This window comes from Streptomyces sp. NPDC048352 (genome assembly GCF_040651895.1).
In the GTDB taxonomy this organism is placed as follows: Bacteria; Actinomycetota; Actinomycetes; order Streptomycetales; family Streptomycetaceae; genus Streptomyces.
Genome location: NZ_JBEZKZ010000042.1, coordinates 1 through 26,996 on the forward strand (window position 1 = coordinate 1; position 26,996 = coordinate 26,996).

A 26,996-nucleotide genomic window follows, 5' to 3' on the forward strand; every position below is an offset into this window, starting at 1 on the left:
CGTCCAGGCCGCGCGCCTGAAGCGCTACGGCGTGACCTCCGGCGCGTCCGAGCGCAAGTGGGAGCGCTTCGACAAGCGCTTCGACGTCGCGCAGGGGCCGGGACGGGCCGGTGCGCCCCCGTCGGGGGAGTGCGGTCGGGGGTCAGGACCGTCCCGCGGGCTCCGGTGCCTCGTCGGCGGTGCCCGCCGAGCGCGCCGCGATCCGCGGGTTGCGCGACTTCAGCACGGCCCAGCCGATGGCCAGGCAGACCGCCCAGCCGGCGCCCACGTACAGGGAGACGCGGCTGTCGGGGTCTATGGCGATCATGACGGTGACCAGCAGCAGGAAGGCCACGGCGATCCAGCTGCACACCGTGCCGCCCGGCGCCGGGAAGGAGGAGGCGGGCAACTTGCCCGCGACCACCGCGCGGCGGTAGCGGATGTGGCTGACCAGGATCATCAGCCAGGTCCAGATGCCGGCCGCCGTCGCCACCGAGGTGACGTAGCCGAAGGCCTTCTCCGGGACGACGTAGTTCAGGACCACGCCGATGCCCATGAGGGCGACGGAGAGGGTGATGCCGAGGGCCGGGGTCTTGGTGGAGCTGAGCCTGCCGAGCGCCTTCGGCGCCTCGGAGTTGGCGGCCAGGTCGCGCAGCATGCGGCCGGTGGAGTACATGCCGGAGTTGCAGGACGACAGGGCCGCGGTGAGCACCACGAAGTTGACGATGGCCGCACCGGCCGGAATGCCGATCTTGGCGAAGGCCGCCACGAACGGGCTGACACCCGGCTGGAACTCGGTCCACTTCACGACCATCAGGATCACGCTGAGCGCACCGACGTAGAAGACGATGATGCGCCAGGGCAGCGTGTTGATGGCCTTGGGGAGGGTCTTCTCCGGGTTCTCGGACTCGCCCGCGGTGACGCCGACGAGCTCGACGGCCAGGTAGGCGAACATGACGCCCTGCAGGGTCATCAGGCTGGAGCCGACGCCCTTGGGGAAGATGCCGTCGAAGGCCCACAGGTTGGAGACGGCGGCGGTGTCACCGGCCTGGCTGAAGCCGAAGGTGACCACGCCGATGCCGATCACGATCATGCCGATAAGGGCGGTGACCTTGACCATCGAGAACCAGAACTCGATCTCGCCGAAGATCTTCACCGAGATGAGGTTGGCGACGTAGAGGACCACCAGGAAGACCAGGGCGGTGACCCACTGCGGGACGTCCGGGAACCAGAAGTGCACGTAGATGGCCGCGGCGGTCAGCTCGGCCATGCCGGTGACCACCCACATCAACCAGTACGTCCAGCCCGTCACGAAGCCGAAGAACGGGCTCAGGAACTCGCGGGCGTACTCCGCGAAGGAGCCCGAGACGGGGCGGTAGAGGAGCAGCTCGCCGAGCGCTCGCATGATGAAGAAGACGATGACGCCGGCGAGGGCGTACATGAGGATGAGGCTGGGTCCGGCCTTGGCGATGTTCGCCCCGGCTCCCAGGAAGAGGCCGACGCCGATGGCGCCGCCGATGGCGATCATCTGGACCTGGCGGCTGCCGAGGCCGCGCTCGTAGCCTTCCTCGGGCGTGGTGCCCGTGGTGGCGTTGTCGTCGCCGTGGTGCTGTTCGACCTGCGTCGAGGTCATGCTCTGGTGCGCCTTTCCGCTCCATGCCGATCCGCTGCCGTGCTCGGCCGCGGATCGGGTTCCGATCCCCCGGATGCTGATGGAGTTGCATGCCGGCGGTCGGCCGACTTCAGCGCCCCCGTCCGGACGTGGGTGGTCCGGCTGGCGGTCGAGAAGATGTACCACGGTGTCCGGCTGCGTACCGTGGCGAACATCACCGGCAAAACGGCCATTCGCCCGTGACCAGGCCCAAAGGCCCTTGCGCAGTGACGTCATCGTTATGCGGATCTGAGCCTCCGCTGAGCGAACGCATCATGACAGTGCGGCAACGCGTGCCACCCCGGTCCCCCTCGCGAGCGCGGCGCACACGCTGCGTGAGGGGCCGGGGTGGCCGGAAGGGGTCCGCGTCACTTCGGGTCGCGGTCGTACACCGCCTTCGACCAGCGGTAGCCGAGCGCGGCCAGGCCCAGGCACCACAGCAGGGCGATCCACCAGGCGTCACCGATCGGAGTGCCCAGCAGCAGCCCGCGCAGGGTCTCGATGACCGGAGTGAAGGGCTGGTACTCGGCGACCGGCTGGAACCAGCCCGGCATCGAGCTGACGGGGACGAAGGCGCTGGAGACCAGCGGCAGGAAGATCAGCGGCAGCGCGTTGTTGCTGGCGGCCTCGGCGTTCGGGCTGACCATGCCCATCCCGACCGCGATCCAGGTGAGCGCCAGGGCGAAGAGCACGAGCAGCCCGAACGCGGCGAGCCACTCCGCGGCCGTGGCCTGGTGCGAGCGGAACCCGATGGCCACGCCCACGGCCCCGACGAGGGCGACGCTGAGGACCGCCTGCAGCACGCTGCCGATGACGTGGCCGATGAGGACGGAGCCGCGGTGGATCGCCATCGTGCGGAAGCGGGCGATGATCCCCTCGGTCATGTCGTTGGAGACGGAGACCGCGGTCCCGATGGTGGTGCTCCCGATGGTCATCAGCAGGAGGCCCGGGACCAGGTACGCGATGTACGCGGAGCGGTCGGCGCCGCCGCCGATGCCCGCGCTCATCACGTCGCCGAAGACGTAGACGAACAGCAGGAGCAGGACGACCGGCGTCAGCAGCAGGTTCAGCGTCAGCGAGGGGTAGCGCCGCGCGTGCAGCAGGTTGCGCCGCAGCATCGTGGACGAGTCGCGGAACGCGGGGGAGAGGGAGCTCATCGGACGTTCTCCTCGGGCTGGTTCGGGCGGGCCGGCGCGGTGGAGCCGGTGAGGGCGAAGAACACGTCGTCCAGGTCGGGGGTGTGCACGGTCAGCTCGTCCGCCTCGATGCCGGCCGCGTCGAGCCAGTCGAGGACGGAGCGCAGCTCGCGCTGGCTGCCGTCGCTGGGGATCTGCAACGACAGCGCCTCGTCGTCGCGTACGGCCTCGGTCAGGGCCGAGGCGGCGGAGCGGTACGCGGACGGGTCGGTGAAGCGGAGCCGGACGTGGCCGCCCGGGATCAGCCGCTTCAGCTCCTCGGCGGTCCCCTCGGCCACGAGCCTGCCGCCGTCGAGCACCGCGATCCGGTCGGCGAGCTGGTCGGCCTCCTCCAGGTACTGGGTGGTGAGGAAGACGGTGACGCCGCCCGTGACCAGCTCGCGGATGATCCCCCACATGCTGTGGCGGGAACGCGGGTCCAGGCCGGTGGTCGGCTCGTCGAGGAAGATGATCCGCGGGCTGCCGACCAGGGTCATGGCGATGTCGAGGCGGCGCTTCATGCCGCCCGAGTAGGTGGAGGCGGGCTTCTTCGCGGCTTCGAGCAGGTCGAACCGCTCCAGCAGTGCGGCGGCGGTCCGGCGGCCCTCCCGCTTGGGCAGGTGGTGCAGGTCCGCCATGAGGAGCATGTTCTCCTCGCCGGTGATCAGCCCGTCCACGGCGGAGAACTGGCCGGTGACGCCGATCGCGGCGCGCACCCGGTGCGGGGCGGCGGCGAGGTCGTGGCCCGCGACCTCGGCCCGTCCGCCGTCGGCGGTGACGAGCGTGGAGAGGATCTTCACGGCGGTGGTCTTGCCGGCGCCGTTCGGTCCGAGCAGGGCGAACACGGACCCGGCCGGGATGTTCAGGTCGATCCCGTCGAGGACGGTCTTGTCCCCGTACGACTTGCGCAGACCCGTGGCGCGGATGGCGGCCGGCGGAGCCTGGATTGATGTGGGCATGACAGAAGAAGGCATGGAGCCCTCCGTTCGAAGGCGTGAGGGGCCGCGAGGGGCAGGTGGATGTGCGGGTGAAGGGGGAGCGGGTCAGGCCTTGGCGCGCAGGACGTCGATGTTGCCGTGCCGGGTGCGGGCCCGGACCTTGACCGTGTTCTCGGCCCCTTCCGGCGTCCCGGTCGTGGTGAGCATGTTGCGCACCTGGCCGGATCCCGAGCTGACGTCGAGCCAGGCGGCCGTGCCCTCGCGGACGCCGATCTCGATGGCACCGTAGCCGGTCTCCAACTGGACGGTGCCGCAGGACACTTCGCCGACGCGCAGGGTGCCGTGGGCCGTGGTGGCGGTGACCGAGTCCTCGGCGCGCCGGATGTCGATGTCGCCGTTGGCGCCGCTGACCCGCAGCTCGCCGGTCGCGGCGCCGACGGTCGTGGAGCCGTGCGAGTTCTTCAGGACGCCGGGACCGTCCACGAGGCCGACGCGCACGCTGCCGGAGCTGGTGGTGATCTCGGCCGCACCCTCGACGCGGTCCACGGTGATCGAGCCGTGCGAAGCGGTCAGCCGCAGCGGTCCGGTCGTCTCGAGCCGGACGTCGCCGGACGAGGTCTTCGCGTGGACCTCGCCGAGCCGTCCCTCGCCGAGCACCTGCGCCCAGGCGCCGGTCATGTCGACGTGCGAGCCCGTGGGGAGCTCGACCGTCACGTCGACGATGCCGGGGCGGCGCAGCGAATTGCGGGACTTGGGCGTCCTGACGGTCAGGGTGCCGCCCGCGTAGGCGACCTCGGTCTGCTCGGCGGCCCGCACGTCGCGGTCCTTCTTCGGGTCGCGGGGCCGCACCTCGACGGCGGTGTCGAGGCGGTCCGCGGCGGTGAACCGGATGGAGCCGGCGTCCACCTGCGCCCTGACCGAGATCGGTTCGGGAGTGTCGAAAGAAGGCATGGCTGTCCCGTCCTCTGGTGTCGTGGGTCCGTCCCGTCGGCGGGACGCGATGTGCGGTGCGGTGGTGTGGTGCGGTGGTGTGGTGCGCTGCGGGGCCGCGGCGCGGGGGCGTCAGCGCATCCAGCCCGTGACGCTCTGTCCGATGGTCTGGATCTTCTCCGCTGGCCGTGGCCGGGTGCCGCCGTCGACGGCGGCCGACACCGCCCGCACGAGCCAGGCGTTGACCGACACGCCTTCGCGGCTCGCGGCCTCCTCGGCGCGCGCCTTCAAGTGGGCGGGCAGGCGCAGGTTGACGCGGGCGGTGCCGCCGTCGTCGCCCTCGGCCGGGGCCGGGGTCCTGAACGGTTCGGCGGGCGTGCCCGGCTCCGCCGCGATGCCGGTCTCGACGGGCGGCAGCGTCACCACGAAGTCGGGGTCCAGGCCGCGCAGCCGTACGTCGACGGAGCCGGGGGCGAGCTCGCGGGTGATCTCGTCCATCGCGGCGGAGAGCACGTTGAGCATGGTCAGCCGGGTCGCCGACTCCAGGGGAGCGGTGAGCCGGTCGGCCAGCTCGCGCGCGGCGTCCCCGCCTGCTTCGGCGGCCACCGCGAGTTCGCGGCGGAGGGTGTCGATGTACGGCGTGAGGTCCATAGCGCCATCATGGCACCATTGTGGCGCCATCCGCAAGGGTGAGTGGTGCCATCGGGGGAACGCGGTGCTGAGTGGTTGCGCTGACCTGGGGAAACGTGGAGCGGGCAGTCGGGACGGTTGGCACTCCGGAGTGCCTTTGTGTGCCGACCGTGGCGCCGAATGGTGCCATGTGGTGCCACGTGGCGTCAGGGCGGGTGTCGCCGTCGGCGGCCTGCCGGCGGGCGCCGGGAGCCGCAAGGAGTGTGGAGTCGCCGCATAGAGCGGCGGCCACAGGGCAGGCGTAGGAGGCAGCTGACGGAAGGTGATGCCGGATGGCCTCCGAAACGGACGACAGGCGGTTCACCGTCGCGGTGCGGACGGTGGAGGGAGCCCTGTTGCTCACCCTCGGCGGTGAGCTGGACCACGACACGGCCGCCCCTCTGAAACAGGCCCTGGACGAGGCGGCCGACCGGGGCGGCCGGCTGGTGGTGGACATGGCGGGCCTGGACTTCTGTGACTCCACCGGGCTCAACGCCCTGCTGCACGGCCGCCTCGCCCTCCAGGAGGTCGGCGGCAGCCTGGAGCTGGCAGGGCTGAGCGGGCCGGTCGCGCGGATGTTCCGCATCACCGGCGCGGACGGCGTCTTCCCGGTCCACGCCGACGTGGCGCAGGCGCTGGGTTCGGTCCAGGGCCGATGAGAGGGGGCGAGAGCCGTGGAGCAGCGTGGGCCCGCCGGACGCAACTGGCTCCTGGTTCTCGAGGGGATGCCCGACCCGGTCCTGCGCAGCCGTGACTTCACCCGGCGGGCGCTGACCGCCTGGCACTGGCTCCCGGCGGAGGACCAGGCCGCACGCGACGCGGCCGAGGACGTGATGCTCCTCGTGTCGGAGGTCGTCGCCAACGCCTGTCTGCACGGCGGCGGCCCCGGGGCCCTGGTCCTGGACTGCACGGAGGGCCGGCTGCGCATCGAGGTGACCGACTCCAACCCGGCGGCGCCCGCCCTGCCGGCCCGCGGGAAGGATCCCGCCAAGCCCGGCGGGCACGGCCTGATGATCGTGGACCGGCTGGCCCGGGCCTGGGGTTCGCGTCCCGGGGTGATCGGCAAGTGCGTCTGGCTGGAAGTGGCCTGCCCCGTTCTGCTCAGGCGATCGTTTCCAGAGCCCTGACGACCTCGCGGGCGGAGCTGACCCGGCGGGAACGCGGGCGGCGGGGCGGAGGAGGGGGCCATGGGGAGACCCGTAGGCAGTCGCGGCCGCGGGTGTGCGCCCGCCGTGTGTCGCGCCCCTAGGATAGGAACATGAGTGCGAATGACGTGGGGGAGGACCGGCCCGAGCCGGCCCCCGGGCTGTCCGGGGACGAGCTGCTGCGCTGGTGCTGGACGCTGGAGGAACTGACCGCGCTCGCCCGGCGGACGGGCGTCCCCACGGGCGGCGGGAAGGCCGCGCTGACGGAGCGCCTCGCGGCCGCGCTGGACGGGCGGCCGATCCCGCCGGCCGCGCCGGCCGCCCGGCGTGGCGGCCGACAGCTGAAGGCGCCCGTCGACGGCGCCACCGTGATCCCCGAGGGCCAGCGGTGCAGCCAGGTGCTCCGCGCGTTCTTCCTCCGGGAGATCGGCCCGGGATTCCACTTCGACGCCTTCATGCGGGAATACGTCGCCCGGGGCGCGGGGCGCACCCTCGCCGAAGCCGTCGCCCACTGGCACGCCACCCGCCGGGAGGCCGCGCGCCCCCAGGAGGTCGGCGCCCAGTTCGAGTTCAACCGGTTCCTGCGCGACTGGCACGCCCGGCACCCGGACGGCACCCGCGAGCAGGCACTGGCCGCCTGGCGCGGACACCGGGCCCGCCCCCGCCACTGACGGCGCCCGCTCGGGCGGGCCGGCTCAGGCGGCCGGCTCCGGCTCGGGCAGCCGCCGGGCCAGCGCCCACGCCAGCAGCGGGAGCACGGCCAGCGGCAGCAGCGCGGTACGCAGCGAGGCCGCGTCGGCGGCGGCGCCGATCAGCGGGCTCGCCAGCCCGCCGACGCTCACGGTCAGGCCCAGGGTGACCCCGCTCGCGGTGCCCATCCGGGCCGGGAGGTAGTCCTGCCCCAGGGTGACCTGGAGGGAGAAGGGCACGTACAGCGCGGCGGCCGCGAGCGCCGCGCACCCGTACGCCAGGGGCAGCGGGAGGAACAGGATCCCCGCGACGGCCGGGGCGGCCGCAGCGTAGGCCCGGCGGACGGCGGTGACCCGCCCCCAGCGCGCCGCGAGGCGGCCGCCGAGGAGGGTGCCGCCCGCGCTCCCCGCGAACAGCGCCGACAGCGCCACCGCCCCGGCCGCGGCACCCCCGCCGCGCTCCCGCACGTACAGGGCGATGAAGGTGCTCAGGCCGATGAACACCACCGACCGCACGACCACCACCAGCGACAGCCGCAGGAACGCCCGCCGGTCCTCCGCCGCCGGGGCACCCCGCACCGCCGCCGCGCCCGCCGCACCCGAGTCGGCCCTCCGCCGCGCGCCCGGCGGCCGGTTGAGGACCACGCCCGCCACCGCGGGGAGCGCCATCAGCACCCACCCGGCCGGCCCGGACACCGACAGCGCCCCGACGACCAGCAGGGGTGCGCAGGCGAAGCCGATGTTGCCGCCCAGGGCGAACCAGCTCATGGCGGTGTGCCCGTCGCCCAGCCCGGTGCGCACCAGCCGGGCCGCCGCCGGGTGGTAGGCGGCGACCCCCAGCCCCGAGAGCGCGACGGCGGCCAGCGTGGCCGGATACCCGGCGTCCGCCCCGACCAGGGCGATCCCGAGCCCGGCGGCGCCCGCGCCCAGCGGGATCAGCCACGGCAGGGCCCACCGGTCGGTGAGCGCCCCGAACAGGGGCTGGACCACCGAGGAGAGCAGCGAGGCGGCCAGCACGACGCCGGACGCGGCGGCGTAGCCGTACGACCGCTCGGCGACGAGGAACGGGACGAGGGCGGCGACGGCGCCCTGGTAGACGTCCACGCAGGCGTGCCCGGCCGAGAAGGCGGCGGTGCGCCGCCGGAGCCGGGCGGGCCCGGGCGGGGTCCGCGTCGGCGGCGAAGGAGCGGGAACGGGGGGCGGGTTGACGGTGTCGGCTTCTTCCACCCTCCGAGGATCGGCCGCGCGCCCCGGGCGCCGCTTCCGATAAATTGCCGGGTGATGCAGAAAAACCGCCACCCTGCCGACCCCCGCCGCGCGGCCGTCCGGTACGCCCCGCGCGCCCCGACGGACATCAACCACCTCGACACCCACGTCGGCATCGACCCCCACCGCCACGACGACCACCAGATCGTCTACGCCGGCTCCGGCGTGCTCTCCGTCACCACCGACGCCGGCACCTGGGTGGCGCCCCCCACCCGGGCCCTGTGGATCCCGGCCGGGACGGTGCACGAGCACCGCGCCTACGGCCGCACCGACCTGCACTGCGTGGGCCTGCCCACCCGCCACAACCCGCTCGCCCTCGACGCCCCCGGCGTGATCGCCGTCGGCCCGCTGCTGCGCGAGCTGATCCTGGCCTACACCCGGGGCGCCGAGGGCCCCGGCCCCGCCCGGCGCCGGATGCTCGGGGTCCTGCTCGACCAGCTGCGCGTCTCACCGCTCCAGCCGCTGCACCTGCCCGCACCCGCCGACCCCCGCCTGGCGGCGGTGTGCGCCCTGCTGCACGCCGACCCGGCGGACCCGCGGGGGCTCGCCGCGCTCGGCGCGCACGCCGGGGCGGGGGAGCGGACCCTGAGCCGGCTCTTCCGGGCCGAGCTGGGCATGACCTTCCCGCAGTGGCGCACCCAGCTGAGGCTCCATCAGGCGCTGCGGCTGCTGGCCGTGGGCACCCCCGTGACCGCCGTCGCGCACCGCTGCGGATGGTCCTCCGCGAGCGCCTTCATCGACGTGTTCCGGCGCGCTTTCGGCCACACCCCGGGCGCCCACCCCAAGCAGCCGGCTGAGCCCGGTCCACGCCCCTGACACGGGCGGATGTTCGGCGCCGGACCGCTGTCCGTACGCCCGTTCACCGCGAATCCGGGCAGAGTTGACATGATCGTCAGAAAAGATCTTCATAAGGCGACGGAAGAGACATACTGGCGCACGTGACCCAAGACGACACCGTTCTGATCGAGACCGACGGCTGTACGGGGCTGATCACCCTCAACCGTCCCCAGGCCCTCAACGCCCTCACCCACGCCATGGTGCTGCGGATCGGCGAAGCCCTGACCGCCTGGGAGCACGACCCGGCCGTCAGCCAGGTCCTCCTGCGCGGGGCCGGTGAGCGCGGCCTCTGCGCCGGCGGGGACATCCGGGCCATCCACGCCGACGCGAAGGCCGGCACCACCGGCTCCCTCGCCTTCTGGCGCGACGAGTACCGGCTCAACGCCCGTATCGCCCGCTACCCCAAGCCGTACGTCGCCCTCATGGACGGCATCGTGATGGGCGGCGGCGTCGGACTCTCGGCCCACGGCAGCGTCCGCATCGTCACCGAACGCTCCCGCGTGGCCATGCCCGAGACCGGCATCGGCTTCGTCCCCGACGTCGGGGGCACCTACCTGCTCTCCCGCGCCCCCGGTGAACTCGGCACCCACCTCGCCCTGACCGGTACCGCCGTCGGAGCCGGCGACGCCCTGCTGTGCGGACTCGCCGACCACTACCTGCCCTCCGACTGGCTGGAGGAGTTCACCCGGGAGCTCGTGGCGGCGCCCGTGGCCGAGGTGCTGGGCAAGTTCCACGGCGCCACCACCCCCGCTGCCCCGCTGGCCGCCGAGCGGGAGTGGATCGACCGCTGCTACGCCGCCGACACCGTCGAGGAGATCCACTCCCGGCTGTGCGGCTCGGGCCTGGCGGCCGCCCGGGAGGCCTCCGGGGTCCTGCACGCCAAGTCCCCCACGTCCCTCAAGGTCACCCTCGCCGCGCTGCGCCGCGCCCGCGAACTGGACTCGCTGGAACGGGTGCTGGAGCAGGAGTACCGGGTCTCCAGCGCCGCGCTGTCCGCGCCCGACCTGGTGGAGGGGATCCGCGCCCAGGTGATCGACAAGGACCGCCGCCCGCGCTGGTCCCCGGCAGCCCTGGTCCAGGTGCGGGCGGCCGCGGTGGAGCGGTTCTTCGCCCCGCTGGGCGAGGACCGCGAGCTCACCTTCCCGGAGCCCGGGGCCGGCCCCGGCTGACCGGGGACGCGGGCCGGCGCTGGCCGCCGCCGGACCCGGGTCGGGCCGGTCCGGCGCCGGTCCCTGGCCGGGGGCCCCGGCCCCTCGCCTCAGCGCCGGGTGAGGCGCACCGCGAGGCCGTCGAGGACCCGTTGGAGGCCGTACTCGAAGTTCTCCTCGCGCATGCGCGCCGGGTCCTGGCCGCGCAGGGCCGAGGCGTGGTCCCGCACGACCGGGTGGTCCTCCAGGGCCGCCTCGGCGGCGGGCAGCAGCGACCGCAGCCACTCCACCTCGCTCTTCCCGCTGCGGGCGAGGAGCGAGAGGTAGGAGGCCTCGCTGGTGGTGGCGCCGATGACGTAGGAGATGACGGCCTTCACCGCGAGGTCCGCCTCGCGCTGGGGGAAGCCGGCCGACAGGGTGAGCGTCAGCAGCCGGTCCGACATCCGGATCAGGTTCGGCCCCAGGTACGCCAGTCCGACCTGGCCGAGGACCGAGGCCACCCAGGGGTGGCGCAGCACCATGTCCCGCAGGCTGTGCCCGCACTGCGCCAGCGCCTCGCGCCACCCGTCCGGGCCGCCGGGCTCCGGCAGCTCCAGTTCGCCGTAGACCTCGTCCACCACCAGCTCGATCAGCTCGTCCTTGTTGGCCACGTGCCGGTAGAGCGAGGTGGCGGCGGTGCCCATCTCGGTGCCGAGCTTGCGCATGCTCAGGGCCTCGATGCCCTCGGCGTCCAGGAGCCGCACCGCGGCCGCGACGATCTGATCCTGGCTGAGCGCGGGCTGTTCCTTCCGGCGGCGGGGCCGGGTCCAGACGGAGGGCACGGGCTGTGCGGTCTGCTGCTCTGTAGAGGACATGCCCCCACACTAACGTCTTGCGGACACTGTACGCATCATGCGTACACCCTTCTCCGAACTCCGTGCGGAAAGCCGCCCGGGCGCACCCCGAACCGCCCCCGTGACGGCCTCCCAGGGCCGCGCGGGCGGCCGCGCCCCCCGCCGGGGCCCGGGCGGCCCCGGGCCCCTCCCGACGGCCTCCAGGCGCCCGCCCACGACCTCCCGGCACCGCCTCCGACCTGGGGTTTCATGCTCTGTCGCGCTACCATTTCCCCCTCGGGAAAGGGGAGTTGATGGAACGCAACATACGCTCGGTGGAGGACGTACTGGACCTCCTGGACGGCCTGTTCGCCAAGGAGGCCGACCGCTGGACGGACGGCGGCGCCTCCTGGTGGGACGGCTTCTACGCGGACCGTTCCAAGCCCGTGCCGTTCTTCGTGGCGAAGCCGGACGAGAACCTGGCCTCCTACGCCGAACGCGGCCTGATCACCCCCGGTCGCGCCCTCGACCTGGGGTGCGGGCCCGGACGCAACGCCCTCTACCTTGCCTCGCTGGGCTTCGAGGTGGACGCCGTCGACCTCTCCCCGACCGCCGTCGCCTGGGCCGGGGAGCGAGCCCGCGAGGCCGGTGCCACCGGCATCCGCTTCCACTGCGGTGACGCCTTCCGGCCGGGCGGCGTGGAGCTGAGCGGCCCGTACGACCTCGTGTACGACTCCGGCTGCTTCCACCACCTGCCGCCCCACCGGCGCGTCAGCTACCTCGCCCTCCTGGAGCGCGTCCTCGCCCCCGGCGGCCACCTCGCCCTCACCTGCTTCGCCTCCGGCGCGATGGGCTCCGAGTCGGCGGACGCGGACCTCTACCGGCAGGGCGGCCTCGGCGGCGGCCTCGCCTACACCCCGCAGTCCCTGCGCTGGATCTTCTCCGGCCTGGAGGAGGCCGAACTGCGCCGGATGCGCGACGAGGACGCCCGGTCCCCGTACTTCGGGGAGCCCTTCCTGTGGACCGCCCTGTTCCGGCGCCCGTCGCCGGCTCAGCGGTAGCCGGTGGTGTCGGCCGGCCGGCCCGGGTCCTGGACCTCCACCAGGTACCGCCACGCGTCCGGCCGGCTCCCGTCGAGGTCCGTGAACCCGTAGACGCCCGCGAGCTGCCCGCTGGAGAGGGACCGCCCGTTCCAGCGGGACACCTCCGGGTCGGTGGCCAGTGCCGCGACCGCGCGCCCCACGTACGAGGGCGTCTCGGAGATCGCGAAGTGCGGCATCCGCTCCAGGGCGTCGCGCCAGTTCTCCTCCGCCACCCCGAACTCCTCGAGCATGATCTCCGAACGCAGCCAGCCCGGTGTCAGCGCCACCGCCGTCGCCCCGCGCGGCCCCAGCTCGTGTCCCAGGGCGAACGCCATCCGCAGCACCGAGGACTTGGCGAGGTCGTAGAAGAAGGACACCCGGTAGTGGTCCGCGTTGTACTCGGCCGTCCCGTCCGTCATCTCCACCACCAGCCCGCCCGGTTCGCGCAGCAGCAGCGGGAGGGCGAAGTGGCTGGTGACGGCGTGGGTCTCCACCGCGAGCCGCAGCAGCCGCAACCCCTTGTCCAGGTCGTGCTCCCAGACGGTGCTCTCCCACTCGAAGAGCCGCTCCCCGCCCCAGATGTCGTTCACCAGGACGTCGAGCCGGCCCTCCTCGGCGTCGATCCGCCCCACCAGCGCCTCGACCTGCGCGGGCACCAGGTGGTCGGCGACCACCGCCACGCCCCGCCCGCCCGCGGCCGTGACCAGCTCCGCCGTCTCCTCGATCGTCTCCGGCCGGTCGTACTCGGAACGCCGCCCGGTCGTGCTGCGTCCCGACACGTAGACCGTCGCTCCGCGCGCGCCCAGCTCGACCGCCACTCCCCGCCCCGCACCCCGCGTGGCCCCGGCCACCAGGGCCACCCTGCCCGTGAGATCCCGTTCGTCTTCCGGCATGCGGCGACCCTACGCCCTGCTCCCGCCCCCCTGCGGCAGCGGCGGCGCGGCGCGCGGCGGGCCGGCCCCCGGTTCCCGGCAGAGCCGGGCCGGCCGGGCTTGTGCAACCCGCCCTCCAGGTCGCACTGTTGGCCGTGATCCGCCCGTCCGGCCGCCCTCCAGGAGAGCCCGCTTGTCACCCGAGCCCGCGCACGCGCACCCCCAGGCCCACGTCATCGACCCCGCCGGAGGCTGTCCCCACGCCCTCAACGCCCGGCTGCGCGCCCGCGGTGCGGTGGCGGAGGTGGTCCTCCCGGGCGGGATACCCGGTGCGGTCGTCCTCGGGCACGAGGCGTTGAAGGAGTTCCTCGCCCACCCCGACGTGGCCAAGGACGCCCGCCACTTCCCCGGTCTGCACGACGGCACCGTCCCGGCCGACTGGCCCCTGCGGGTCTTCGCCGACGCCCAGGGCATGCACACCGCCGACGGCGCCGACCACCGGCGCCTGCGCTCCCTCGTCGGCAACGCCTTCACCGCCCGCCAGGTGGAACGGCTGCGCCCCCGCGTCGAGGAACTGGCCGACGGACTCCTCGACGGCCTCGCCCGGGCCGCCGAGGGCATCCCCGACGGGGTCGCCGACCTGCGCACGCACTTCGCGCTGCCGCTGCCCATGAGCGTCATCTGCGAACTGCTCGGCGTCGACCCCGAGCACCGGGGCCGCCTGCACCACCTCTCCAACACCGTGATCATCTCCACCGACATCCCGCCGGCCGAGGTGATGGCGGCCGTACGGGAACTCCTGGAACTGATCACCACCATCGCCGCGGCCCGCCGCGCCCGCCCCGGCGAGGACCTCACCAGTGCCCTGATCGCGGCGCGCGACGACGACGGCGACCGGCTCAGCGAGGCCGAACTGACCGGCACCATGCGGCTGATGCTCGTCGCCGGCCACGAGACCACCCTCAACCTGATCAGCAACGCCGTCCGCGCCCTGTGCACCCACCGGGACCAGCTCGCCCTGGTCATGGACGGCAAGGCGAGCTGGTCGGACGTGGTCGACGAGACCCTGCGCTGGGACGGGCCGGTCAGCTGGTTCCCCTTCCGCTACCCCACCCGCGACCTGACCCTCGACGGCACGGTGATCCCCCGCGGCACCCCCGTCCTGGCCGGCTACACGGCGGCCGGCCGCGACGAGGCCTTCCACGGCCCCGACGCCGGACGCTTCGACGTCACCCGCCCGGGCGCCTCCCGCAACCTCTCCTTCGGGCACGGCGCGCACTACTGCGTCGGCGCGCCGCTCGCCCGGCTGGAGGCCACCATCGCCCTGGAACGGCTCTTCACCCGCTTCCCCCGCCTCGACCTCGCGGTCCCCGAGGCCGGACTCCCGCACCAGCGCAGCTTCATCGGCAACAGCGTCGAGGCCCTGCCCGTGCGCCTGAACTAGGTACGGGCCGGCCCAGGTACGGCCAGCCCGCTACGGGCGGACGTCCACCGTGACGGAGTGCCAGCCGGTCGCTCCGTCCGGCAGCGTGCCCGTACGCCGCTGCGGCTGTACCTCGCCCCGGCCGTCCGTGGCGCGCACCTCCAGGGTGTGCCGCCCCGGCGGCGCCCGCCACGGCCACACCCACTGCCGCCAGGTGTCCACGCCGTCCGGGGCGCCGAGCCGCGCCTCCCGCCACGGGCCGCCGTCGGCCCGTACCTCCACCCGGGCGATCCCCCGGTGCTGCGCCCACGCCACCCCGGCCACGGCCACCGGTCCCGCCGGCCGCTGCGAGAAGGACCGCGGCGTGTCGATCCGCGACTGCGTCTTGACCGGGGCCCGCTGCGCCCACGACCGGCGCACCCAGTACGCGTCGTACGCGGCGAAGGTGGTCAGCCGCAGCTCGCGCAGCCACTTGCAGGCGGAGACGTACCCGTACAGCCCGGGCACGACCATCCGGACGGGGAAGCCGTGCGCGAAGGGGAGCGGCTCCCCGTTCATCCCGACGGCCAGCAGCGCGTCCCGGCCGTCCATGACCGCCTCCACGGGCGTGCCGATCGTCATCCCGTCCACCGAGCGGGCCACCAGCTGGTCGGCCGGCCCGCCCCGGGACGGCGGCCTCACCCCCGCCTCGCGCAGCAGGTCCGCGAGGGGTACGCCGAGCCAGCGGGCGTTGCCGACGTAGGGGCCGCCGACCTCGTTCGAGACGCAGCACAGGGTGATGTCGTGCTCGGTCAGCGGCCGGGCGAGCAGCTCCGGCAGGGTCAGGCTCAGCGGCCTGGCGACCCCGTCCCCGTGGACCTCCAGCCGCCAGGTGTCCGCGTCCACCCGGGGCACCACCAGGGCGGTGTCCACCCGGTAGAAGTCCCGGCCGGGGGTGAGGAACGGGCCGAGGCCCGGCACCCTAAGGTCCGCCCCGGCGGGTACCGGCGCCGCGGGGACGGCGGGGGGCGGCAGGACCAGGTCCGCCCGGGAGGCGGTGGCCCCCGCCGCGCCGTGGGCGCCGAGGCGCCGCCCCGCGTACCCGGCCGCCGCCGAGCCCGCCGCGGTGGCCGCCAGGAGCCGGCCGAAGGCCCGCCGGTCCAGGGGCCAGGTACCGCCGCTCGAACCGGCCGCCGGCCGGGGCCGGCGCAGGGCGGAGACCAGCAGGTACAGCACCGCGGCCGCCGCCGCCCCGCCCGCGAGCGAGGGCAGCGCGTCCTTCCAGGCCGCCTCCGGGCGGCTGAGCGCGGCCGCCGCCCCGAGCGCGCCGGCCGCGGCGGCGAGCGCGCAGCCCGCGCGGGGACGGCGTACCGCGAGGATCCCGGCCGCCGCGGCGAGCAGGGCCAGCAGGACCACCGTCCCCAGGGTCAGCACCAGCTTGTCGGCGGTGCCGAACGACCGCACGGCCCACTCCTTGACGGCCGTCGGCGTACGGTCCACCACGGCCCCGCCGACCACCGTGAGCGGGGCCGCCTCGGGGCGTACGAGCGCCGCGGCCAGTTGCGCCACGGCCAGCCCGGCGCACCCGGCGGCCAGCCCGCCGACGGCGCCGGCCGCCGCTCGGCGCCGCCGGAGCCCGCGGCCGTCCCGCGTACGCGTCATGCGGAGCCACCTCCGCCCGGATCAGGGGGAAACCTCCCCTTCGTCCTGTCACCGTAGCGCCGATGCGGTCTCACTCACCCACCGCTGCCGGGGGCTGCGCCCGCACCGCCTCCCCGTGGCACGGCCCCGCGGCGGTGCGCGGGTCCGCGAGGGGGCCGGCGGGCCGGCGTTTGCGCAGCTCCACGACGCCGTCGGTGATGCCGGCGGGCGGCGCGGGGGGCTGGGTGCGCTCGTGCGCGCTCTCGGACATGTCGGTGCACTCCTGTCGCCTCGTGGCCCTGGGACATCGCGAAGGGGCGGCCGCCGAATCGTTCCGGCGGCCGCCCCTCGGCTGCAGCCCAGTGAACCCAGCGCCCCGCCCCGACGGGGGCCGCCCCGCGCCGATTCCCCCGGAAGTGTGAGGGCGCGGGGCCCGTGGCGGAGCCGCGGGCCGCCGGAGCCTCAGACCGGCAGCGACCAGGCCTGGTCCACCCGGTGGTCGCCGCAGGCGGCGAGCCGCAGCCGCTCGGCCGGGGCGTCGGGGGTGGCCGGCGGGGCCGGGGCCGTCAGGCACAGCCCGCTCGCCTGCTCCACCAGGGCCCCGTCACGCCGGTGGCTCCAGCTCTGGCCGGCCCGCCGCCCGTCCGGCGCGCAGCCGGCCAGCTCGACCAGGCTGCCCGCGCCGGCCGTGAGGCACTCGCCGGCCAGGCGCAGCCGCCCGCCGCCGCCCAGGGTCCAGCGCTGGTCGGCCCCGGCCGTGCAGGTGCCGAGGACGACCGCGCCCACCCCGCTGGTGGTGGCCCCGTCGGCGCACTTCGCCCCGAGGCCGTTGATCTGCCCCGTGGGCACCGCCGCGCCGCAGCCGCGCGGGGTGAGCCGCCACACCATCGTGTCGTGCGCGCCGAGCCGGCCGGTCAGCGCGTCCGCGACCTCGCCGCGCCGCCCGCTCCACAGGTCCTCGGCGTCGACCACGCACGCCCCCGGCAGCCCCACGTCGGCCAGCGGTACGGAGACGTCCCGCGCGTTGCCGGAGCGGTTGAGCACGGCCACGGCGCGGTCCCCGCCCGCCAGCGGCCGGACCAGCACCTCGAAGGTCGCGTTGGAGGAGACCACGGCGCCCTGCCGGCCCATCGGGTCCTGGTCCAGCGCGATCAGCCGGGTGTTGCCGAGCGCCGCGAGCCCGCCCGGAGTGAGCGCGGACACCTCGGAGGACAGGATGAAGGGGGCCGCCATCATCGCCCACAGCCCGACCTGGCTGCGGCTCTCCGCGTCGGTGAGGCCGGGGGCGCCCGCGATCAGGAAGTCGGGGTCGTTCCAGTTCCCCGGGCCCGCGTACCGGCCGAGCCAGCGGTTGTAGCCGTAGTTGCCGAGCACCGAACTCCAGCGGGAGGCGGCGGGCGCGCTCGGCGCGTACACCTTGATGTCCCGGCCCTCGCGCCACAACTGCCCGCTCTCACCGACCCAGTCCAGGACCCTGTGCCAGTCGGAGCCGCCCCATTCGCCCTGCTGGAAGTAGGCCGGGGCGGAGGCGGAGAGCACCATGGGACGGCCGCTGTCGCGCAGCGCCCGGGCGACGGACCGGTAGGCGTCCCGGTAGGCCTGCTCCTTCGTCTTCCCCGGCGGCACCCACAGGTTGCAGCCGTCCATCTTGACGTAGTCCACCTTCCACGACGCGAACTGCCGCGCGTCGCGGGCGTAGTGGTCCGGGCCGCCGCCCTCGGGGGAGCCGCTGCCCGGGTAGCGCTCGCAGGTGAGGGATCCGGCGTCCTCGTAGATGCCGAACTTCAGCCCCTTGGCGTGCAGGTAGTCGCCGAGCCAGGCCATGCCGTGCGGGAACCTCCCCGGGTCGGTGACCAGGTTCCCCTGCGCGTCGCGCTCCTTGAGCATCCAGCAGTCGTCCACGGTCACCGTGTCGTAGCCCTTGGCGGCCAGACCGCTGGAGACGAGGGCGTCGGCGTTCGCGACCACCTCGGCCTCGTCGATGTCGCACATGTAGTGCGCCCAGTTGTTCCATCCCATCGGCGGGGTGAGCGCGAGCGGGGTGTCCCAGGTCGCGGTCGGCTCGGCCGCCGCCGGAGCGGGCCCGAGCGCGAGGGCGAGCAGGGCGGCCGCGGTCAGGCAGGGGAGCGAAGCGCGCAGGCGAGGCGGCACGGGTCTCCTTCGTGGGGGAGTACCGACGGGCGTCGTGGCCCAGTGCAGCGGTGTGCATACCCGCTGTCAACACATGTCGCGGGTTATGGCCCGATGACCAGCAATATGGCCGCAGCCGCCCTCCCCGCCGCCCCGCGACGATCGTCGCCGCGTCCGACGACTTTCGAGTACGGCGCGCACGCCCCGCCCTTGCGAGGCTCTGACCCACCGGTGCGCACCGCACGGGACGTCGAGGGCACGGAGGAACGGGGCCATGGCTCAGCGCAAGGGTTGTCTCATCGGGTGCGGTATCGCCCTGGTGCTGGGGGTGGGGGCCCTCGTGGCGCTGTTCTTCGGGGCGTCCAAGGTGCTCGACGTGGCCGACAAGACCCTGCTCGACCCGAAGGTCTACGAGGAGGTGCGCGTCGGCGACGCCGAGGCCGAGGTCCGCGCGAAGCTCCCCTCGGGCGACACCTTCGTCAAGGACGTCCTCAGGGAAGGCGGCCCGGCGCAGCCCGCCGGCAGCGTGTGCGCCTGGTACCTCTCCGCCGCCGAGGGGAAGACCGAGGACGTGCTCCGCTTCTGCTTCAAGGACGGCAGGCTCGCGGAGAAGGCCCAGTACCGCATGGAGTAGCTCCGCACCGCACGCGCCCGGGCCCCCGCCGTCCGCCGCCGTGCCGTCAGTCCGCCCGGCCGTCCAGCCGGGCGGCCGAGCGCGACAGCCCGTCGGCGGCCGTCGCGCACCGCCGGGCCAGTTCGTCGACGCGGGCCCGGAAGGCGTCGGCCTGCGGGCCCTTCCACTCCAGACCGTCACAGGCGCCGCGCAGCCGGTCCGCCCGCTCGCGCAGGGCGGCGGCGTGGCCGCGCAGGCCGTCGGCGGGGTGACCGGTCATGCCCGCTCCTTCCAGGGGGCGAAGGCGTTGGCCACTCCGGCCAGCGCGGGGGCCAGCTCGGGGTGGTGCCGCAGCAGCACCGTCACCATCGAGTTCCGGTCGATCCAGCGCAGGCCCTCGGCCGTGTAGACCTCCGGCCGGTAGTCGGTGGTGAAGAACCGGTCGCTCTTGATGCGGCGGCTGGCCATCAGCACGAAGACCCGGAAGAGGGTGTCGCTGAACCCGAAGCCCGCCGGCCGGGGCTCGGCCAGGTTCCCGACGAGGGTGTCGACCCGGTCGAGGCGGCCGTCGTACAGCTCCCGCAGCAGCGGGGTGTCGCCCGGGTGGCCCCCGGTGAGCTCCTCGAAGGAGGTGACGGGCCGCTTGCGCAGCATCCGCCGCTGGGCGTTGTAGCGGGGCACGCCCCGCTCGCGGTCGCGCAGGACGTCCACGGTCCCGAGGTCGATGTGCTCGCCGGACAGCCGCTTCAGGTTGCGCAGCGCGTCCGGGTGGTTGTGCAGGACCAGGGCCCCCGGATGCGAGACGCCGAAGGTGTAGAACAGGTCGCTCATCCCGTAGGCGTCGATCGCGGTGCGCGTGGTCGCGCCCTGCATGTCGTCGAAGCCGATGACCTCGCGCCGGGCCCCGCGCAGGTGGTCGCGGACGGTGATCTCGTCGGGGATCAGCGGGTGCAGCCGGTACGCCGACACGAACTCCTCCGTCATGGAGAAGGGCGCGGCGTGGTGGTCGGTGGCCGAGCCCCGGGAGCCGCTGAGGGCCTCGCCGCCGATCCGGCCGACGTTCCTGGTCACCCAGCGGGGCAGCAGTCCGTACCAGTTGGCCCGCATCGCCCGATGGACCACCGGGTGGTCGAGGACGCCCGGCGTCCACTCCACGGTGTGGATCTTCGCCATGAGGGCGGTGTTGACCAGCCGTGCCGTGTGGAAGAGCCGCTCGTCGTCCCAGGTGGGGTGGTGCGAGCGGACCAGGTCGCAGATGGAGTTGTGCTCCTTGGCGAAGAGCGTGTGCAGCAGTGAGAGGCCGGTCCAGTAGTCGCTGTTCATGCCGGTGGCGTCGAGGCAGGCCATGCCCGGCCTCGGGTCGGTGGGCAGCCGCCCGCCGTCGAGGGCGAGGTGCCCGTGCTCGCCGGTGCGCAGCGAGCGGCAGCGGGCCTCGTCGGACCCGTAGATCTGCGAGCCGTCCCACCAGTGCGTGACGGTGTTCTCGTACGTCGGCGGGGCGTCGGGGGTGGTGTGGGCGACCGGGTCGGGGCGGGTGCGGCTGATCCGCATCGGGCAGGTGCCGCCCTGCTCGGCCCAGTCGTCGTCGGCGGCGAGCGGGACGGTGAAGGGCTCGGCCTCCTCGTTGTCGCCGTGGTTGGCCCAGCCGTGGTTCTGGAACTGGATCCAGGCGGCGGCCAGCAGGTTGAGGGTGGGGGCGGGCGTGAAGCCGCGCCGGGCCAGCAGGTGCCGGCTGACCTCGCGGGGACTGGGCGCCAGCAGCTCCTCCTCCTCGTCCGGATGGGCCAGGTGCAGCGGGGAGTTGCGGTCCAGGCGGGTGCCCGCCCGGCCCATGTCCTCGTCGTGCGGGTCGTAGCCGGAGCCGTCGTACGAGCGGTACGGCGCGAGGTGCTTCGTGGGCCGCCGGTCGCGCTCGCCGCCCGCGCCGAAGGTGTCGTGCAGGTTGTGGCGGCGCAGGTCCTCGCGGATCACGGACAGGTTCAGCAGGCCGAGGGGGCCGGGCAGTTCGTACCACTCGCGGGTGCGGTTGACGCGGGCGAAGGCCGCCGACCCCAGCCGCTCCAGCAGGCCGGGCGGGCCGTACGGCCGCGGCGGCGCGGCCGGCGGCCGGTGCGCGGGGGCGCCCTGCCCGGGCGGCTCCGGCGCGGGCGGCGCCGTGTCCGGCGGCGGGGTGTGGGACGCGGTGTCGGTCATACGGGGTCCTCAGCGGTCGTGGAGGGTGAAGAGGTGCGTACCGGTGACCCGGCCGCGGAAGGCGGCGAGTTCGGAGTCGACGTGCGTGCGCGCGTGCGGGACGTCGTGTTCGAGGTTGTGCGCGTACCGTTCGGCGGCGTGGCACAGCGGGAAGGAGTGGGTGTCGTCGGTCCAGGTGAACTCGGTGAACTGCCGGGGCAGTGCGTACGGGGACACCGACGAGCGGCCCTCCAGGCTGGGCACGATGTCGTGCTCGTTGACGAGCGAGACCACCCGGGTGCGCGGATCGGCGGCCCGCTTCTGGTCGATGGGCGATCCGATCGCGACCACGTGCGTCACCGTGTAGAGGGCGTTGACGTCACGGCTCGCCGCCAGGTTCATCGCGGTGATCCCGCCCTGGCTGTGGCCGACCAGCGCGATCTGCGCGCCGGAGGGGACGAGCCGGCGCAGCGCCCGGACCACCGCACGGGTGTAGGTGGTGTCGATGGAGCCGACCGCGTCGATGCCGCCGAGCAGGTCCTGCGGGCCCTCCTGGTTGAAGCGCGGGCCCATGCCCGCCAGTTGGACGACGTAGCGGCGCTCCCCGTCCGGGCCGGTGACCTCCTGGACGAGGAGCAGCCCGCGCGTGCCGATCCGGCCGATGTTGCGGACGTAGCCGACGATGGTGCCCGAGGTGTCGATGCTGCCCAGCAGCGCGGCCGAGGGGGTGTGCGGTTCGGCGCGGCCCCGGCCCCGGTTGAGCAGGGCCCAGACCGAGCTGCTGACCCCGGCGAAGTAGTCGGAGGTCAGGGGCCGGCCGGTGGCGATCTGCCAGCCGGCGGTGTCGTTGAAGGGGTTCTCGTCGGTCAGCGCGTTCCAGGCCATGATGTCGGTGAAGGACGGCGCCAGCAGGGCGAGGGCGTACTCCGCGCCCTTCTCGGTCAGCAGGCCCCGGAAGAGCCGTACCGCCTCTGTCTGGCGGTCCTCCTCGATGGCGCGCAGCACCCGCGAGGTGGTGGGGTTGTCGAGCAGTTCCGGGTGGCGTACCGCGGCCGCCCGGATCCGCGCCTTGAGGCCGGCGACGGCGAGGCTCACCGCCAGGCTCTCCCGGCTGGTGAGCACCCCGGCCAGCCAGAGGGCCGCGGCGAGCGGGCTGCCGCCCTGCGGCGCCCAGCCCAGGCCCCTGCGGTCCAGGAGGGTCCTGAGCAGGTCGCGCTGGGCGGCGCGGGCCCGGCGGGGGCCGGCCGCCGCCAGGGGCAGCCGGGCGCCGAGGGCGACCCGCGAGGCGTAGCGCGCCGCTTCGCGCACGGCGTCGGCCGCTTCGGCCAGTTCGCGGCACACGTGGTGCAGGGAGGCGACGTCCGGCTGGGTCACGGACGTGTCGGCTTCGGTCATGGCGGGGCTCCTCCTACAGCCGGCCGAGGCGCAGCCGGATACCGGCCGTGTCGATGACCCCCGGCAGCGGACGCCCCGGGTCGAGCACCGGACGGGCCCCGGTGAGCCGGTGGCCGCGCAGCACCTCGGCGCAGACCAGGGAGGTGAGCAGCAGGGCCACGTACTCGCCCGGGCAGCGGGCGCCGCCGTGGCTGAACGGGGCGATGCGGGTGTCCCGGTGGGCGTCCGGGGCCAGCCAGCGGCCCGGCGCGAAGAGGTTCCCGCCGTCGACCTGTGCGGGGTCGCGCTGGTGGAACCCGATGGGCACCAGGACGTTGGTGCCGGCCGGGTACCGCACCCCGCGCCACTCGGTCTCGGTACGGGTGACCCGTACGAGGTCGGGGACGATCGGGTACAGCCGCACCGACTCCTCCAGGCAGGCCCGCAGCCTCGGCAGCCCGGGGACCCCCTCGGCCGCCTCCGCGTGGGCCGCCTCCTGCTCGGCCGGGTGGTGGGCGAGCAGCAGCAGGGTGCGGGCGACGACGGGGGCGGCGAGGTCGATGCCCAGCAGCCAGTGGTGGGTCTGGCCCAGCGGATCGGTGCCCTCCGGGGCGGGCTCGGCCAGCGCCCGGGCGGCCAGGGTGTGCGCAGGCGCGTCGGCCGCGTACCGGGCGATCCGGGCCTCGATCCTCGAGTAGAGCGCCTTGGCGGCCTCCGGCTTGCTGCGGCCCATCCAGTTGGCCCGGCCGCGCAGGGTGGCGAGCCAGTCGGACAGTTCCTGGTCGTCGCGCGCCTGGTCGCCGAGGACCACCCGCCGCGAGATGCGGGTCAGGGTCTTCCAGAGCAGCGGGAAGTCGACGACCGGCCGCGAGGTGAGCCGTCGGCACTCCTCCTCCACGACGGTCCGGAACGGCTCGCACGAGGGGTGCACCGGCTGGTCGGCGGCGAGGGCGTGGTCGTTGACCCGGCGCCGGTCCTCGCGCACCCGCCCGTGCGAGCAGATCACCCCGGTGGGCTCGAAGACGGACAGGCTGGCGCGCTTGTCGTCCGCGTCCATGGCGAGGTCCGCGACGGGCTCCTCGAAGAACCGCCGGATGTCGGCCTGGTCGAACAGGACGAGCATCTCGCCGGAGAGGGCGCGCACCATGACGGGCGCGCCGCCGTGCCGGGCCTTCATCGCGCGCAGGGTCGCGTTCGACCAGGCGGGCTGGTTCACCCGGGCGTACAGGGCCATCACCGGGAAGCGGGGGCTGGCGACGCCGCGGACGAACACGGGCAGGGTGTGGGTGGCGACGAACCGGACGGTCTCCGCCAGGCCGGCCCGGACGGGGGGCGGCGCGGGCGCCTCGCCCCGCGCGGTGTCAGCGGTGTCGGTGGACTGCGTCATACCGTGACCACCTTGCCGGGGTTGAGCAGGTTCTTCGGGTCGAAGAGCCGCTTGAGGCCGCGCTGGAGCTCCAGGGAGACGGGGCCCAGCTCGCGTTCCAGCCAGTCCCGCTTCAGCGTGCCGATGCCGTGCTCGCCGGTGGTCGTGCCGCCCAGTTCCAGGCCGGCGTCCATGATGGCGTCGTACGCCTCCTGGGCGCGGCGCAGCTCGTCCGGGTCGTTCTGGTCGAAGACGACCGTGGGGTGCAGGTTGCCGTCCCCGGCGTGCCCGAGGGTGAAGACCTTCAGGCCGTAGCAGTCGGCGATCTCCTCGATCCGGCCGATGAGCCCGGCGAGTTCGCTGCGGGGCACCGCGACGTCCTCGATGAAGGCGGTGAGCCCGCCGCCGCGGGCGGCCATGTACGCGGCGAGGGCGGGGCTGACCAGCCGGCGCGCCTCGATGATCTCGTACGCCTCCTCGCCGGTGGCGGAGGTGGTGATGTGCTCGGCGCCGGCCTCCTTGCAGAGGAGCTCCATGGCGGACAGGTCCTGGGAGGGGTCGGCGGTGTCGCTTTCCACGATCAGGGTGGCGGCGCTGCCGGGGCGCAGCAGCGGATGGGTGCCGAGGTCCACGACGGCCTGCGTCGTGGCCCGGTCGAGGAGTTCGAGCGCGGACGGGGTGTGGCCGGCGGCGGTGATCGCGGCGACGGCGTCCCCGGCGGCGGTCAGGGTGGGGAACTGGGCCAGCAGCGAGAGCGCCGGCGGCCGGGCGGGCCGCAGGGCGAGGGTGGCGCCGACGACGACCGCGAGGGTGCCCTCCGAGCCGACGATCAGGCGCGTCAGGTCATACCCGGCGACGCCCTTGGCGGTGTCCCGGCCGGTACGCATCCGCCGCCCGTCGGGCAGTACGAGGTCCAGCCCGAGGACGTAGTCGGCGGTGACCCCGTACTTGACGCAGCAGATGCCGCCGGCGCCGGTGGCGATGTTCCCGCCGATGGTGCAGCGGTCCCAGGAGGCCGGGTCGGGCGGGTACGTCAGCCCGTGCGCGGCCACGGCCTGCGCCAGCCGGCGGGTGGTGACGCCGGGCTCGCAGCGCACCAGGCGGTTGGCGGGGTCGACGGACAGGATCCGGTCCATCGCGGTCATGGACAGCACCACGCAGCCGTCGACGGCGTTGGCGGCGCCGGCCAGGCCCGTGCGGGCGCCCTGCGGGACGACCGGGACGTCCAGTGCGTAGGCGGTGCGCATGACGTGCTCGACCTGCGCGGCCGTGCGGGGGACGGCGACCACGGCGGGGGTGCCGCACGCGGAGAAGGGAGCGGAGTCCCGGGAGTGCGCGGCGCGTTCCGCCGGGTCGGTGAGCAGGGCTTCTTCGGGGAGCGCGGTGCGGAGCCTGTCGAGCAGCAGGGAGGTGTCGCTGGTGGGGGGCATGCCGGCCTTCCGGGGCGGTGCGGTGCGGTGGGTCGGGGGCGGGGCGCGGGGGAGTCGGGAGGGCTACAGGGTCGGGAGCTCCGTGGTCACCGGGACGTCGATGAGCACCGGCCCGTCCTGCTGGAGGGCCGACTCCCTCACGAGCTTGGCCAGTTCGCCGGCGCCGGACGCCTGGTGGGCGCGCACCCCGTAGCCGGTGGCGACGGCGGCGATGTCCAGGCCCGGGATGTCGAGCCCGGGGGCGCCCTGGGCGCGCTCCACCCGGGCGAACCACTGGAGGATCGCGTAGCGCTGGTTGCTCAGGACGACGAACGTGACCGGGATCTTGTACGCGGCCGCGGTCCACAGCGCCTGCACGGCGTAGTGGGTGGAACCGTCGCCGATGACGCAGACCACGGGCCGGTCGGGGGCGCCGAGCTGGGCGCCCACGGCCGCCGCGAGACCGAAGCCGAGACCGCCACCCGCCGTGAAGAGGAAGGAGCCGGGGGTGTCGATGCGGGTGGCGTCGTGGAACTGGCCCAGGTTGGACGGGGATTCGTTGACCCACAGGGTGTTGCCGGGGGCGCCCTGGGCGATGGCCGTCATGGCGGCGAGCGGGGTGAGCACCCCGTCCACGTCCGCGACGGACTCGGCCCGCTCGATCCGCCCGGCCGGGGGCGCCGGCTCTCGTACGGGCAGCTCGGCCAGCAGCGCCCGTACCGTCAGGGCGAGGTCGGCGACCAGCGCGTCCCCGACGGGGGCCCGGGCGGCCTCGTCCGCGTCCCGGGTCAGCAGCACCAGCTCGGCGCCCTCGGGCAGGTAGGCGCCGGGGACGTAGGGGTAGTAGCAGAACACCGGGGCGCCGATCACCAGGACCAGGTCGTGGCCCTCCAGGCAGCGTGACAGCGGTGCGATCGCAGGCGGCAGCGTCCCGCGGTACTGGGGGTGGGACTTCGGGAAGGCGACCCGGCCCTCGGTGGGCGCCGACCAGACGGGCAGGCCGGTGCGTTCGGCCAGTTCCACGACGGCGTCCCAGGCCCCGGCGGCGTCGACGTCGTTGCCGGCGACGAGGACGGCGCTGCGGGCACCGGCCAGGCGCGCGGCCAGCCGCCGGACCACCTCGGCGGAGGGGGTGGCCGCGTGCGTCACGGTGCGGGCCGCGGTCCGCAGGGCGGCCCGGTCCTCGGCCTCGTCGAGCACCACGTCGAAGTCGTCCATCGGCAGCGAGAGGAACACCGGCCCCTGCGGCGGGGTTTCGGCGATCTGCACGGCGCGGGCCAGGGCGGGGGCGACGTCGGCCGCGCGCGGCGGCTCGTACGCCCACTTCACGGCGGGCTGGGGCAGCAGGGTGGACTGCGGGTTGGCCAGCAGGGCCTCCATGGTGAGCATGGCGCGGACCTGCTGGCCGGCGGTGACGACCATGGGGGTGCGGTTGGCGCGGGCGTTCAGGATCGCGCCCATCGCGTTGCCCGTGCCCGGGCCGGTGTGCAGGTTGACCAGGCCGGTGGTGCCGGAGGCGAGCGCGAAGCCGTCGGCCATGCCGACGACCACCGCCTCCTGGAGCCCCAGGACGTAGCGGAAGTCGTCCGGGAACTGCTTGAGCATGGGCAGTTCCGTCGACCCGGGATTGCCGAAGACCGTGGTCATCCCACGGGTTCGCAGGACGTCGAGGACCGACTCTCGGACCGTGCGCATG

General features: G+C 74.5%; 25 protein-coding genes. 8 read left to right on the plus strand and 17 right to left on the minus strand.

The annotated features are described in order from the left end of the window. Nucleotides 1–142: 142 nt before the first annotated feature. From AB0D45_RS21495 to AB0D45_RS21515, 5 genes are all read right to left on the minus strand, one after another. On the minus strand, nt 143–1,612 hold the full coding sequence (locus AB0D45_RS21495) for an amino acid permease (RefSeq protein WP_361607038.1): 1,470 nt from the start codon (nt 1,610–1,612) through the stop codon (nt 143–145). Nucleotides 1,613–1,998: 386 nt separating this feature from the next. Continuing rightward, nucleotides 1,999–2,787 (minus strand): ABC transporter permease, encoded by a 789-nt coding sequence (locus AB0D45_RS21500; protein WP_362461400.1) that lies wholly within the window; start codon nt 2,785–2,787, stop codon nt 1,999–2,001. After that, nucleotides 2,784–3,764 (minus strand): ATP-binding cassette domain-containing protein, encoded by a 981-nt coding sequence (locus AB0D45_RS21505; protein WP_362461403.1) that lies wholly within the window; start codon nt 3,762–3,764, stop codon nt 2,784–2,786. The genes AB0D45_RS21500 and AB0D45_RS21505 overlap by 4 nt, the downstream gene beginning before the upstream one ends. Before the next feature lie 84 nt (nt 3,765–3,848). Beyond that, a complete protein-coding gene (locus AB0D45_RS21510; protein WP_362461405.1) occupies nt 3,849–4,694 on the minus strand; it encodes a DUF4097 family beta strand repeat-containing protein in 846 nt (281 codons plus the stop codon). Nucleotides 4,695–4,805: 111 nt separating this feature from the next. Further along, the gene (locus AB0D45_RS21515) at nt 4,806–5,324 is read right to left on the minus strand and encodes a toxin-antitoxin system HicB family antitoxin (protein WP_362461408.1); all 519 of its coding nucleotides are present in this window, start codon (nt 5,322–5,324) and stop codon (nt 4,806–4,808) included. 311 nt (nt 5,325–5,635) lie between these two features. On the opposite strand from AB0D45_RS21515, the gene AB0D45_RS21520 reads away from it, so the two are divergent. From AB0D45_RS21520 to AB0D45_RS21530, 3 genes are all read left to right on the plus strand, one after another. Further along, nucleotides 5,636–6,001, plus strand: coding sequence for an STAS domain-containing protein (locus AB0D45_RS21520; RefSeq protein ID WP_361607023.1), 366 nt, complete (start codon nt 5,636–5,638; stop codon nt 5,999–6,001). A 15-nt stretch (nt 6,002–6,016) separates the two neighbouring features. After that, nucleotides 6,017–6,469 carry an ATP-binding protein gene (locus tag AB0D45_RS21525; RefSeq protein ID WP_361607020.1) on the plus strand — a complete coding sequence of 151 codons (453 nt, stop codon included), beginning with the start codon at nt 6,017–6,019 and terminating at the stop codon, nt 6,467–6,469. 131 nt (nt 6,470–6,600) lie between these two features. Then, nucleotides 6,601–7,158, plus strand: coding sequence for a DUF6434 domain-containing protein (locus AB0D45_RS21530; protein WP_362461411.1), 558 nt, complete (start codon nt 6,601–6,603; stop codon nt 7,156–7,158). Between the two features lie 24 nt (nt 7,159–7,182). Here the strand turns inward: AB0D45_RS21530 and AB0D45_RS21535 are convergent, their stop codons facing one another. Next, nucleotides 7,183–8,280, minus strand: a complete 1,098-nt coding sequence (locus AB0D45_RS21535) for an MFS transporter (protein WP_362461518.1) — start codon at nt 8,278–8,280, stop codon at nt 7,183–7,185. 177 nt (nt 8,281–8,457) lie between these two features. Between AB0D45_RS21535 and AB0D45_RS21540 the strand changes: the two genes are divergently transcribed. Together AB0D45_RS21540 and AB0D45_RS21545 are read left to right on the plus strand one after the other, a co-directional pair. Further along, entirely contained in the window at nt 8,458–9,258 is an 801-nt protein-coding gene (locus tag AB0D45_RS21540) for a helix-turn-helix transcriptional regulator (RefSeq protein ID WP_362461414.1), read from the plus strand. A 113-nt stretch (nt 9,259–9,371) separates the two neighbouring features. Continuing rightward, nucleotides 9,372–10,448, plus strand: a complete 1,077-nt coding sequence (locus tag AB0D45_RS21545; RefSeq protein ID WP_361607041.1) for an enoyl-CoA hydratase/isomerase family protein — start codon at nt 9,372–9,374, stop codon at nt 10,446–10,448. Nucleotides 10,449–10,537: 89 nt separating this feature from the next. Here the strand turns inward: AB0D45_RS21545 and AB0D45_RS21550 are convergent, their stop codons facing one another. Further along, nucleotides 10,538–11,281 carry a TetR/AcrR family transcriptional regulator gene (locus tag AB0D45_RS21550; protein WP_362461417.1) on the minus strand — a complete coding sequence of 248 codons (744 nt, stop codon included), beginning with the start codon at nt 11,279–11,281 and terminating at the stop codon, nt 10,538–10,540. Between the two features lie 272 nt (nt 11,282–11,553). Between AB0D45_RS21550 and AB0D45_RS21555 the strand changes: the two genes are divergently transcribed. Then, nucleotides 11,554–12,300 (plus strand): class I SAM-dependent methyltransferase, encoded by a 747-nt coding sequence (locus AB0D45_RS21555; protein WP_362461419.1) that lies wholly within the window; start codon nt 11,554–11,556, stop codon nt 12,298–12,300. Here AB0D45_RS21555 and AB0D45_RS21560 read toward each other — a convergent pair. Further along, nucleotides 12,291–13,214, minus strand: coding sequence for an SDR family oxidoreductase (locus AB0D45_RS21560; protein WP_362461422.1), 924 nt, complete (start codon nt 13,212–13,214; stop codon nt 12,291–12,293). The two genes, AB0D45_RS21555 and AB0D45_RS21560, sit on opposite strands and share 10 nt — an antisense overlap. A gap of 172 nt (nt 13,215–13,386) precedes the next feature. On the opposite strand from AB0D45_RS21560, the gene AB0D45_RS21565 reads away from it, so the two are divergent. After that, the gene (locus AB0D45_RS21565; protein ID WP_362461425.1) at nt 13,387–14,637 is read left to right on the plus strand and encodes a cytochrome P450; all 1,251 of its coding nucleotides are present in this window, start codon (nt 13,387–13,389) and stop codon (nt 14,635–14,637) included. 30 nt (nt 14,638–14,667) lie between these two features. Here AB0D45_RS21565 and AB0D45_RS21570 read toward each other — a convergent pair whose 3' ends face one another. From AB0D45_RS21570 to AB0D45_RS21580, 3 genes are all read right to left on the minus strand, one after another. After that, nucleotides 14,668–16,257 (minus strand): molybdopterin-dependent oxidoreductase, encoded by a 1,590-nt coding sequence (locus tag AB0D45_RS21570; protein ID WP_362461428.1) that lies wholly within the window; start codon nt 16,255–16,257, stop codon nt 14,668–14,670. A 70-nt stretch (nt 16,258–16,327) separates the two neighbouring features. After that, nucleotides 16,328–16,507 carry a hypothetical protein gene (locus AB0D45_RS21575; RefSeq protein WP_361604144.1) on the minus strand — a complete coding sequence of 60 codons (180 nt, stop codon included), beginning with the start codon at nt 16,505–16,507 and terminating at the stop codon, nt 16,328–16,330. Nucleotides 16,508–16,698: 191 nt separating this feature from the next. Further along, on the minus strand, nt 16,699–18,387 hold the full coding sequence (locus tag AB0D45_RS21580; RefSeq protein ID WP_362461431.1) for a ricin-type beta-trefoil lectin domain protein: 1,689 nt from the start codon (nt 18,385–18,387) through the stop codon (nt 16,699–16,701). A 253-nt stretch (nt 18,388–18,640) separates the two neighbouring features. Between AB0D45_RS21580 and AB0D45_RS21585 the strand changes: the two genes are divergently transcribed. Further along, nucleotides 18,641–19,000: a hypothetical protein gene (locus AB0D45_RS21585; protein ID WP_362461433.1), complete on the plus strand. Its 360-nt coding sequence runs from the start codon at nt 18,641–18,643 to the stop codon at nt 18,998–19,000. 46 nt (nt 19,001–19,046) lie between these two features. Here AB0D45_RS21585 and AB0D45_RS21590 read toward each other — a convergent pair whose 3' ends face one another. The 6 genes from AB0D45_RS21590 to mdlC all read right to left on the minus strand — a co-directional run bounded on the left by AB0D45_RS21590 (nt 19,047) and on the right by mdlC (nt 26,995). Beyond that, nucleotides 19,047–19,259 (minus strand): hypothetical protein, encoded by a 213-nt coding sequence (locus AB0D45_RS21590; protein WP_361604135.1) that lies wholly within the window; start codon nt 19,257–19,259, stop codon nt 19,047–19,049. Beyond that, the gene (locus AB0D45_RS21595; RefSeq protein ID WP_362461435.1) at nt 19,256–21,172 is read right to left on the minus strand and encodes a peroxidase family protein; all 1,917 of its coding nucleotides are present in this window, start codon (nt 21,170–21,172) and stop codon (nt 19,256–19,258) included. Before AB0D45_RS21595 ends, AB0D45_RS21590 begins: the two co-directional genes overlap by 4 nt. Before the next feature lie 9 nt (nt 21,173–21,181). Further along, entirely contained in the window at nt 21,182–22,546 is a 1,365-nt protein-coding gene (locus AB0D45_RS21600) for a hypothetical protein (protein WP_362461438.1), read from the minus strand. Nucleotides 22,547–22,559: 13 nt separating this feature from the next. Next, entirely contained in the window at nt 22,560–23,912 is a 1,353-nt protein-coding gene (locus tag AB0D45_RS21605; protein WP_362461441.1) for a cytochrome P450, read from the minus strand. Then, on the minus strand, nt 23,909–25,321 hold the full coding sequence (locus AB0D45_RS21610; protein ID WP_362461444.1) for an FAD-linked oxidase C-terminal domain-containing protein: 1,413 nt from the start codon (nt 25,319–25,321) through the stop codon (nt 23,909–23,911). The genes AB0D45_RS21605 and AB0D45_RS21610 overlap by 4 nt, the downstream gene beginning before the upstream one ends. Nucleotides 25,322–25,384: 63 nt before the next feature. Next, nucleotides 25,385–26,995 (minus strand): benzoylformate decarboxylase, encoded by a 1,611-nt coding sequence (mdlC, locus tag AB0D45_RS21615; RefSeq protein WP_362461447.1) that lies wholly within the window; start codon nt 26,993–26,995, stop codon nt 25,385–25,387. Nucleotide 26,996: the final 1 nt, after the last annotated feature.

What these genes read in the sequence shown, in the direction of transcription:
- AB0D45_RS21495 (WP_361607038.1), bottom strand. Translation starts at nt 1,612, where the DNA reads ATGACCTCGACGCAGGTCGAACAGCACCACGGCGACGACAACGCCACC.
- AB0D45_RS21500 (WP_362461400.1), bottom strand. Translation starts at nt 2,787, where the DNA reads ATGAGCTCCCTCTCCCCCGCGTTCCGCGACTCGTCCACGATGCTGCGG.
- AB0D45_RS21505 (WP_362461403.1), bottom strand. Translation starts at nt 3,764, where the DNA reads ATGCCCACATCAATCCAGGCTCCGCCGGCCGCCATCCGCGCCACGGGT.
- AB0D45_RS21510 (WP_362461405.1), bottom strand. Translation starts at nt 4,694, where the DNA reads ATGCCTTCTTTCGACACTCCCGAACCGATCTCGGTCAGGGCGCAGGTG.
- AB0D45_RS21515 (WP_362461408.1), bottom strand. Translation starts at nt 5,324, where the DNA reads ATGGACCTCACGCCGTACATCGACACCCTCCGCCGCGAACTCGCGGTG.
- AB0D45_RS21520 (WP_361607023.1), top strand. Translation starts at nt 5,636, where the DNA reads ATGGCCTCCGAAACGGACGACAGGCGGTTCACCGTCGCGGTGCGGACG.
- AB0D45_RS21530 (WP_362461411.1), top strand. Translation starts at nt 6,601, where the DNA reads ATGAGTGCGAATGACGTGGGGGAGGACCGGCCCGAGCCGGCCCCCGGG.
- AB0D45_RS21540 (WP_362461414.1), top strand. Translation starts at nt 8,458, where the DNA reads ATGCAGAAAAACCGCCACCCTGCCGACCCCCGCCGCGCGGCCGTCCGG.
- AB0D45_RS21550 (WP_362461417.1), bottom strand. Translation starts at nt 11,281, where the DNA reads ATGTCCTCTACAGAGCAGCAGACCGCACAGCCCGTGCCCTCCGTCTGG.
- AB0D45_RS21555 (WP_362461419.1), top strand. Translation starts at nt 11,554, where the DNA reads ATGGAACGCAACATACGCTCGGTGGAGGACGTACTGGACCTCCTGGAC.
- AB0D45_RS21560 (WP_362461422.1), bottom strand. Translation starts at nt 13,214, where the DNA reads ATGCCGGAAGACGAACGGGATCTCACGGGCAGGGTGGCCCTGGTGGCC.
- AB0D45_RS21570 (WP_362461428.1), bottom strand. Translation starts at nt 16,257, where the DNA reads ATGACGCGTACGCGGGACGGCCGCGGGCTCCGGCGGCGCCGAGCGGCG.
- AB0D45_RS21575 (WP_361604144.1), bottom strand. Translation starts at nt 16,507, where the DNA reads ATGTCCGAGAGCGCGCACGAGCGCACCCAGCCCCCCGCGCCGCCCGCC.
- AB0D45_RS21585 (WP_362461433.1), top strand. Translation starts at nt 18,641, where the DNA reads ATGGCTCAGCGCAAGGGTTGTCTCATCGGGTGCGGTATCGCCCTGGTG.
- AB0D45_RS21590 (WP_361604135.1), bottom strand. Translation starts at nt 19,259, where the DNA reads ATGACCGGTCACCCCGCCGACGGCCTGCGCGGCCACGCCGCCGCCCTG.
- AB0D45_RS21595 (WP_362461435.1), bottom strand. Translation starts at nt 21,172, where the DNA reads ATGACCGACACCGCGTCCCACACCCCGCCGCCGGACACGGCGCCGCCC.
- AB0D45_RS21600 (WP_362461438.1), bottom strand. Translation starts at nt 22,546, where the DNA reads ATGACCGAAGCCGACACGTCCGTGACCCAGCCGGACGTCGCCTCCCTG.
- AB0D45_RS21605 (WP_362461441.1), bottom strand. Translation starts at nt 23,912, where the DNA reads ATGACGCAGTCCACCGACACCGCTGACACCGCGCGGGGCGAGGCGCCC.
- AB0D45_RS21610 (WP_362461444.1), bottom strand. Translation starts at nt 25,321, where the DNA reads ATGCCCCCCACCAGCGACACCTCCCTGCTGCTCGACAGGCTCCGCACC.
- mdlC (WP_362461447.1), bottom strand. Translation starts at nt 26,995, where the DNA reads ATGCGCACGGTCCGAGAGTCGGTCCTCGACGTCCTGCGAACCCGTGGG.